We start from the raw sequence: 1,140 nt of genomic DNA, 5'->3' as shown, positions 1-1,140 counted from the left end.
CTGCTGGACCTGGAGGAGCGCTGATTGCTTACGGGGCCATTGGAATTATGGTTTACTTTCTCATGACTAGTCTTGGAGAAATGGCCACGTTTATGCCGGTATCAGGTTCTTTTTCAACGTACGCCAGTCATTATGTAGACCCAGCTCTTGGCTTTGCGCTCGGCTGGAACTATTGGTTTAACTGGGCTGTTACGCTCGCTGTAGAAATAGCTGCTTCTGCTATTATTATGAAGTTTTGGTTCCCTGATGTGCCAAGTATTATCTGGAGTGCTTTGTTTTTAGGCTTAATTTTTTTACTTAATTTCCTATCTGTAAAAAGCTATGGAGAATCTGAATATTGGTTTGCTCTCGTAAAAGTAGTAACCATCATTGTGTTTATCGGAGTGGGCCTTCTGACCATATTTGGCATTTTCGGCGGTGAATATATCGGTTTTAAAAACTTTACATTAGAAGAAGCGCCGGTCAACGGCGGATTTCTGTCCGTACTAAGCATTTTCTTTATCGCGGGATTTTCTTTTCAAGGTACAGAGCTAGTCGGCATTGCGGCTGGGGAAAGTGAAAACCCTCAAAAAAATATACCAAAAGCCATTCGCCAAGTCTTTTGGCGCATTCTTCTATTTTATATTGCAGCCATTGCTGTAATTGGGCTCATCATTCCTTACACAAGTCCATCTCTTCTAGGAGGAGATGTGGATAACATTGCTGTTAGTCCATTTACGCTTGTTTTTGAAAAAGCAGGAATTGCTGCAGCTGCTTCAGTGATGAATGCTGTTATTCTTACCTCGGTTTTATCAGCCGGAACTTCTGGCTTATATGCTTCTACGCGAATGTTGTGGTCCATGGCAAATGAAGGGCAAGCGCCTAAAGCGCTTCGAAAAATTAATCGTCGAGGAATTCCAGTAAACGCGCTTGTTTTAACCACTATCATTGGCGGTCTTGCCTTTTTAACATCAATTTTTGGCGATCAAATGTATATGTGGCTTTTAAACGCTTCAGGCATGAGCGGATTTATTGCGTGGATTGGTATTGCCATCAGCCACTATCGTTTCCGAAAAGCATATGTTGCTTCAGGACGGGATATAAATKAACTGGCGTATAAAGCAAAATGGTTTCCTCTAGGTCCTGTTCTTGCATTTGGAA

The 1,140-nt window shown here is 42.1% G+C and carries 1 protein-coding gene; it reads left to right on the top strand.

All coding sequences use genetic code 11. The annotated features are described in order from the left end of the window. On the top strand, nt 1-1,140 hold a 1,140-nt coding region (locus tag AC1DRF_RS28975; protein ID WP_477742435.1), incomplete at both ends, for an amino acid permease.

Source organism: Priestia sp. P5_B4 (assembly GCF_056400385.1).
Note: the sequence above shows the minus strand (reverse complement) of the source record. Positions and strands in the feature narration are given on the sequence as shown.